We start from the raw sequence: 6249 nt of genomic DNA on the forward strand, positions 1-6249 counted from the left end.
GGAGCGCAGTCATGTTGGGGAGAAGGTCAGCGGATCCAGAGGTCGGGCCCGAACACCTCGTAGTGGATGCGCTCGTCGGAGACGCCCGCGTCGAGCAGCCCCCGCCGGATCTCCCGCATGAACGGCAGCGGCCCGCACATGAACACCCGGGCCTTGTCCGGCAGCGGCAGCGCCGCCACGTCGATCCGGCCGGCCCGGACGTCCTCGCCGAGCTCCGCGTCGCCGGGCTCCTCGTACCAGGTCAGCTGCCGGAACCCGGAGATCCGGCGGCCGGCCTCGGCGGTCTGCTCGCGCATCGGGTGGGTGCGCGGGCTCCGGTCGGCGTGGACGGCGAGGACCGGGCGGTCCGGGTCCGAGGCCGCCAGGTGGTCGAGGACGGCGGCGGCCGGGGTGATGCCGATGCCCGCGCTGATCAGCACGAGCGGGTCCTCCCCGTCGTCCACCACGACGTCGCCGAACGGCCGGGACACCTCCAGCACGTCGCCGGGCGCGGCGTGGTCGAACAGGTGGCCGGAGACGGCGCCGTCCGGCGCGCCGTCCTCGCCGCGCACCCGCCGGACCGTGATCTGGGCCGTGCCGGCCGCGGCCCGCGACAGCGTGTACTGGCGGGGCTGGCGCAGGCCGTCCGGCAGCGTCACGGCGACGGAGACGTACTGGCCGGGGCGGTGCGCGGGGACCTCGCCGCCGTCGGCGGGCTCCAGGACGAGCGAGAACACGTCCTCGGCCTCGTCGCGCCGGTCCACGACCCGCCACGGCCGGTACGGGGCGGCCGGGTCGCAGCCCGCGTCCTGGTAGAGCCGCGCCTCCTCGGCGATGAGCAGCGTCGCGAAGAGCCAGTACACCTCGGACCAGGCCGCGTGCACCGCGGGCGTCACCGCGTCGCCGAGCACGTCGGCGACCGCGTCCAGCAGGTGGCGCCCGACGATCGTGTACTGCTCGGGGCGGATGCCGAGCGAGGCGTGCTTGTGCGCGATCCGCGGCAGCATCTGCTGGAACGGCGTCGCGGACTCGGGGTTCACCAGGTGCGCCGCGAACGCGGCCACCGAGCCGGCGAGCGCCTGGCGCTGCTCGCCGTTGGCCTGGTTGCCCTGGTTGAAGACGTGCCGCAGCTCGGGATGCGCCTCGAACATCGAGTCGTAGAACCGGCCGGTGATCTCCACACCGTGGGCGCCGACGGCGGGCAGCGTGGCCCGCACTGTCTCGGCATGGTCGGACGACAGCATCAGATCCCTTCCTGTGGGGGGCGCCGCCGCGGACCGCGGCGACGACAGGAGAGCACGGCCGGTCCCGGGGGACCGGACGCACTCCCCATCCTTATTGGCGCAGCGACAATAAGCGCTGTGACGTTGGCCACAGCGCGGCGGGGGGACTCACGGCGCGGCGGGGGACTTACGGCACGATGGCCGCGCCCTTCCCGATCCGGCGGCCGGTGATCAGCTGCGGCCGGATCCGGATGAAGTGGTCGCGCTCGCCCGGAGCCCAGCTCCGCAGCGGCAGCGCCGCCAGCGCGGCGGCGTCGGCGGGATCGGCGACGTGCCGCGCCGGCCCGACGGCGACCACCGACCAGCCCGTCTCGGCGGCGGTGTCGAACTCGTCGATCTCGAACGCGACGATCGTGTCGGCGGCCGCCTTGGCCAGCCGCGACGTCCGCGACGTCCGGAACACGATGTCGCCGCCGCTGACCGCGAAGTTCACCGGCTGGACGGCGGGCAGCGCGTGATGCGTGAACACGATCCGCCCGATCGCCGCACCCGCCAGCAGGGCGCGGCACTCGTCCTCGCCGAGGACTTCCAGGCCGCTGTGGTCGAGCTCCATGCCACCAGGGTGCGCCGCCGGCGCCCGCCGCCGTAAGGGACCAAGGTCCCGAGAACCGGGGTGGTGCCGGAATGCCCCGATGCGGACGGTAACGTCCCGTAGCAGGATCGACGACCCGCCCAGGAGGACCCCCGTGCTCGCCCTCACCACCGCCGACGTGCGGATTTTCCTGCATGTGCTCGCCGCGACGATCTGGGTCGGCGGCCAGATCACCCTCGGCGCGCTGGTGCCGGCGCTGCGCGGCTACGAGGGTGTCACCAAGGTCGCCGCGAACCGCTACAACCTCGTCGCCTGGCCCGCCTTCGCCGTGCTCGTCCTCACCGGCGCCTGGAACATCAGCGCGGGCGACATGGGCGACGCCGCCCAGCGGACCCTGGAGGTCAAGCTGGTGTTCGTGCTGCTGTCCGGGGTCGCCGCGTTCCTGCACACCCGCGCCAAGTCCAAGGCCGGCCTCGCCGTCTGGGGCGCGCTCGGCATGGTCGGCGCGCTCGCCGCGCTCTTCTTCGGCGTCCAGCTCGGCTGACCCGGCCACCGGGTAGATCGTCTAGGTTTGCCCCATGAGTGATTCTGTGGCGGTGGGGCTGGTCGGAGCGGGCCCCTGGGCCGGGATGGTGCACGCGCCCGCGCTCGCGGCGGGGCCCGCGACACGGCTCGCCGGGGTGTGGGCGCGGCGCCCGGAGGCGTCCGCCGAACTCGCCGGCCGGCACGGCGCGCCCGCGTTCGAGCGGATCGAGGAGCTGTTCGACGCCTGCGAGGCCGTCGCCTTCTCCGTCCCGCCGGACGTCCAGGCCGACCTCGCCGCCAAGGCCGCCCGCGCGGGCAAGGCCGTCCTGCTGGAGAAGCCCCTCGCCATGGACCTCGACGGCGCCCGCCGGGCGGCCGGCGCCATCGCCGACGCGGGCGTGGTCTCCCAGATGGTCTTCACGCTGCGCTACTCCCGCGCCGCCCGCGACTTCCTCGCCCGCGTCGGCGGCCTCGACCCGTTCGGCGGCTACGGCTCGTTCATCTCCTCCGTGCTGAGCGGCGGCCCGTTCGCCACCCCGTGGCGGCTGGAGAAGGGCGCGCTGCTCGACCTCGGCCCCCACATCGTCGACCTCCTCGACGCCTCCCTCGGCCGCGTCGTGGGCGTCCGCGCGCACGGCGACCCGCTCGGCTGGCTCGGCCTCACGCTGGAGCACGAGGGCGGCGCCGTCAGCCAGGCGTCGGTCTCGATGGCGGGCACGGGGGAGCTGCCGCCCGCCCGCGTCGAGGTGTACGGGCGCAACGGGCACGCGATCCTCGACTGGTCGCAGCTCGGCGACGACGCGTTCGCCACGATGGTCGCCGAGTTCGCCGCGGCCGTCCGCGGCGGCGCCGCCCCGCCCCTGGACGCCGCGCACGGGCTGCGCATCCAGGAGGTCCTCGCCTCCGCCGAGGCGCAGCTCACCTCCTGAAGCCGCCATGATGGACCCATGGCACAGACGATCGACGACATCCTCGCCGCCGCCCGCACCCGACTCGACCGTGTCCGCCCCGACGAGGCCCACGCCGAGGCGGGGGGCGGCGCGGTCCTGGTCGACATCCGCCCCGCCGCCCAGCGCGCCGCCGAGGGGGAGATCCCCGGCGCGCTCATCGTGGAGCGCAACGTCCTGGAATGGCGCTTCGACCCGGCGTCCGACGCCCGGCTGCCCGTGGCGACCGGCCACGACCTGCGCGTCATCGTGTTCTGCTCGGAGGGCTACACCTCCAGCCTCGCCGCCGCGTCCCTGCACGACCTCGGCCTCACCCGCGCCACCGACATCGTCGGCGGGTTCCAGGCGTGGCGCGCCGCCGGGCTGCCGACGACGGGCGGCGCGGCCCGGTGACGCCGCCGCCCGACCTGATACGCCAATTTAGGCGGGCTATATCTTAATCGTCTTAGCGTCGTGTTCCGCGTTTTTAGCGGGGTTCGATAAAACGCGATTCTCTTTCGGAAAGGGCCTTGATTTCCGCGAGCGCTCGGGTAGAAAAAATGAAACCCTCTCCCCGAGGAGGAAATCCCCCGTGAAGGCTCCCATCACCAGGCTGGCCGTGCCGCTGGCCGCCGCGTCCGCCGCGCTGGCCGTGACCGCCGCCGGCGCGTCCGCCGCCACCACCACCGTCCGCGCGGAGACCGCCGCCGGAGCGCCCTACTCCGGCAACTGGCAGGTCGCCACCGTCGGCCCGCTCACCTTCTCCGTCGACTACCTGGGCTCCAAGATCACCGGCTCCTGCGACGGCGCCACCCTCCAGGGCACGGTCGTGTCCACCGGCGCCGGCGAGCTCACCGCCGCGTCCATCGGCGCCTGCCAGACCTCCAACGGGCTCAGCTCGCCCGCCACGGACCTCGACATGTCCGAGCTCCCCGACAAGAGCGGGCAGATCGCCTACGACCCCGTCGCCGGCGGGCGCGACGGCGTCCTGTCCATCAACGGCGGCCTGCGCTTCAAGCTGGAGGGCAAGGTCCTCGGCATCACCGTCACGTGCTACTACGGCTTCCAGACGGCCGGCACCCCCGGCCTCAGCTTCGACGTCTACAACCGCGACAACCCCAACCGCCCCCTCCCGGACCAGGACGACGCGCAGGGCAAGTCCGACAACATCACCCTCGTGCGGCAGTCGGGCAGCAGCCTGCTCTGCCCGTCCAACGGCGCCGGAAGCGGCGCCGGGACGGCCCGCGGCGAGACCACGCCGGGCTCCGGCGTCTTCGACCGCAAGCTGTACCTGACCTCGTAGCGCGGCGCGGAGCGGCGGCCGGACCCCGGGACCGGTGCAAGGGAGTGATCATCCACCCCGGGGCCCGGCCGCGCTCACTTGGCCCTCGCGGTGCTGGGTCGCCGTGTCGGAACGACCGGGGGCGTACGGCCGAAATCCTTCTGGACGAATCGCGAGGAATTAGAGCCTAACTCCACTGGTCAGCGCGACGTAATGACATCGTGCTTACAGTTGTTTCCCACCGGTGTCCGGGCCGGGCCGTGGCAAAATCACCCGAATGCCGTGCGGACTCCGCCGCCCCGTGCGGAACAATGGGGGCGTGAGAGCGGTGGCCATCTCCGACACCCACGCGCCCCGGCGCTGGAAGTCCTGCCCGCCGCGGGTGGCCGAGCACCTGCGCGGCGCCGACGTGATCCTGCACGCCGGCGACGTGTGCACGGCCGCCGTCCTCGACGAGCTCGCCGGGTTCGCGCCCGTCCACGCCGTCCTCGGCAACAACGACGGCCCCGACGTCGCCGCCTGGGGCGCCCCCGAACGCCTCGAACTCGACCTCGACGGCCTCGCCGTCGCGATGGTCCACGACAGCGGCCAGGCCCGCGGCCGCACCGCCCGGATGCGCCGCTGGTTCCCCCGCGCCGACCTCGTCGTCTTCGGCCACTCGCACATCCCGCTGGACGAGACCGGCGACGGCGTCCGCATCTTCAACCCCGGCTCGCCCACCGACCGCCGCCGCCAGCCGCACGGCACCCTCGGCCTGCTCGACATCCACGCCGGCCGCCTCACCCGAGCCCGCATCGTCCCCGTCACCTGACCCGCCCTCGACCGTGCGCGGGCCGGCATGGAATCGTCCCCTGAGACGATCCGCCACGACGGAGGAGTGCCCGGGATGACCGACCGCGTCACCGTGAGCGTCCACGAAGGGGTCGCCGACGTGCGGCTCAACCGGCCCGACAAGCTGAACGCGCTCGACATGGCCACGTTCGACGCGCTCGCCGAGACCGGGGACGCGCTCGCCGCCGACGCCTCCGTCCGGGCCGTGGTCCTGTCGGGGGAGGGCCGCGCCTTCTGCGCCGGCCTCGACTTCTCCGGCTTCGCGGCCATGGCCGGCGACGGCGTCCGCACCGGCGAGAGCGAGCGCACCCAGCGCCTGCTCGGCGACATCACCGAGCGGGAACCGGGCCGCATCACCAACCTCGGCCAGCAGGCCGTCCACGTCTGGCGGGAGCTGCCGCAGCCCGTCATCGCCGCCGTGCACGGCCACGCCCTCGGCGGCGGCCTGCAGATCGCCCTCGGCGCCGACATCCGCATCGTCGCCCCCGACGCGAAGCTGTCGGTGCTGGAGATCCGGTGGGGCCTCGTCCCCGACATGACCGGAACCGCCGCGCTGATCCGCCTCGTGGGGGAGGACGTCGCGAAGGAGCTCACCTTCACCGGCCGCATGGTCTCCGGCGAGGACGCCGCCCGCATCGGCCTCGCCACCCGCGTGGCCGCCGACCCGCGCGCCGCCGCGACCGACCTGGCCCGCGAGATCGCCGGAAACAGCCCCGACGCCGTCCAGAGCGCCAAGCGCCTCCTGAACCGCGCCGCCGACCACGACCTCGCCGGCCAGTTCCTCGAAGAATCCCGCGCCCTGGGCGCGCTCCGCGGCAGCCCCAACCAGGTCGAAGCCGTCCGCGCCCTGTCTCTTATACCCCTCTCCGAGCCCACGAGACCCTAAGACAC

The 6249-nt window shown here is 73.8% G+C and carries 8 protein-coding genes; 6 read left to right on the plus strand and 2 right to left on the minus strand.

Features of this window, described 5'->3' with window-relative positions; all coding sequences use genetic code 11:
• Window positions 1-26 precede the first annotated feature (26 nt).
• Window positions 27-1223 (minus strand): globin domain-containing protein, encoded by a 1197-nt coding sequence (locus ETD96_RS10865; RefSeq protein WP_138636192.1) that lies wholly within the window; start codon window positions 1221-1223, stop codon window positions 27-29.
• A 166-nt stretch (window positions 1224-1389) separates the two neighbouring features.
• Window positions 1390-1815: a pyridoxamine 5'-phosphate oxidase family protein gene (locus ETD96_RS10870; protein WP_138636193.1), complete on the minus strand. Its 426-nt coding sequence runs from the start codon at window positions 1813-1815 to the stop codon at window positions 1390-1392.
• Between the two features lie 133 nt (window positions 1816-1948).
• On the opposite strand from ETD96_RS10870, the gene ETD96_RS10875 reads away from it, so the two are divergent.
• From ETD96_RS10875 to ETD96_RS10900, 6 genes are all read left to right on the plus strand, one after another.
• On the plus strand, window positions 1949-2338 hold the full coding sequence (locus tag ETD96_RS10875; RefSeq protein WP_138636194.1) for a hypothetical protein: 390 nt from the start codon (window positions 1949-1951) through the stop codon (window positions 2336-2338).
• A 34-nt stretch (window positions 2339-2372) separates the two neighbouring features.
• Complete coding sequence (locus ETD96_RS10880) at window positions 2373-3248, plus strand: Gfo/Idh/MocA family protein (protein WP_138636195.1); 876 nt, start codon at window positions 2373-2375, stop codon at window positions 3246-3248.
• Window positions 3249-3266: 18 nt separating this feature from the next.
• Window positions 3267-3659, plus strand: coding sequence for a rhodanese-like domain-containing protein (locus ETD96_RS10885; RefSeq protein ID WP_138636196.1), 393 nt, complete (start codon window positions 3267-3269; stop codon window positions 3657-3659).
• A 178-nt stretch (window positions 3660-3837) separates the two neighbouring features.
• Window positions 3838-4548, plus strand: coding sequence for a hypothetical protein (locus tag ETD96_RS10890; protein WP_138636197.1), 711 nt, complete (start codon window positions 3838-3840; stop codon window positions 4546-4548).
• A gap of 298 nt (window positions 4549-4846) precedes the next feature.
• Complete coding sequence (locus tag ETD96_RS10895) at window positions 4847-5338, plus strand: metallophosphoesterase family protein (protein WP_138636198.1); 492 nt, start codon at window positions 4847-4849, stop codon at window positions 5336-5338.
• Window positions 5339-5413: 75 nt separating this feature from the next.
• Window positions 5414-6244, plus strand: a complete 831-nt coding sequence (locus ETD96_RS10900; protein WP_138636199.1) for a crotonase/enoyl-CoA hydratase family protein — start codon at window positions 5414-5416, stop codon at window positions 6242-6244.
• Window positions 6245-6249: the final 5 nt, after the last annotated feature.

Origin of the sequence: Actinomadura geliboluensis (assembly GCF_005889745.1) — a bacterium.
Classification (GTDB): domain Bacteria; phylum Actinomycetota; class Actinomycetes; order Streptosporangiales; family Streptosporangiaceae; genus Spirillospora; species Spirillospora geliboluensis.

Coding starts and splice junctions, on each gene's coding strand:
- ETD96_RS10885 (WP_138636196.1), top strand. CDS start 3,267: ATGGCACAGACGATCGACGACATCCTCGCCGCCGCCCGCACCCGACTC.
- ETD96_RS10880 (WP_138636195.1), top strand. CDS start 2,373: ATGAGTGATTCTGTGGCGGTGGGGCTGGTCGGAGCGGGCCCCTGGGCC.
- ETD96_RS10870 (WP_138636193.1), bottom strand. CDS start 1,815: ATGGAGCTCGACCACAGCGGCCTGGAAGTCCTCGGCGAGGACGAGTGC.
- ETD96_RS10865 (WP_138636192.1), bottom strand. CDS start 1,223: ATGCTGTCGTCCGACCATGCCGAGACAGTGCGGGCCACGCTGCCCGCC.
- ETD96_RS10900 (WP_138636199.1), top strand. CDS start 5,414: ATGACCGACCGCGTCACCGTGAGCGTCCACGAAGGGGTCGCCGACGTG.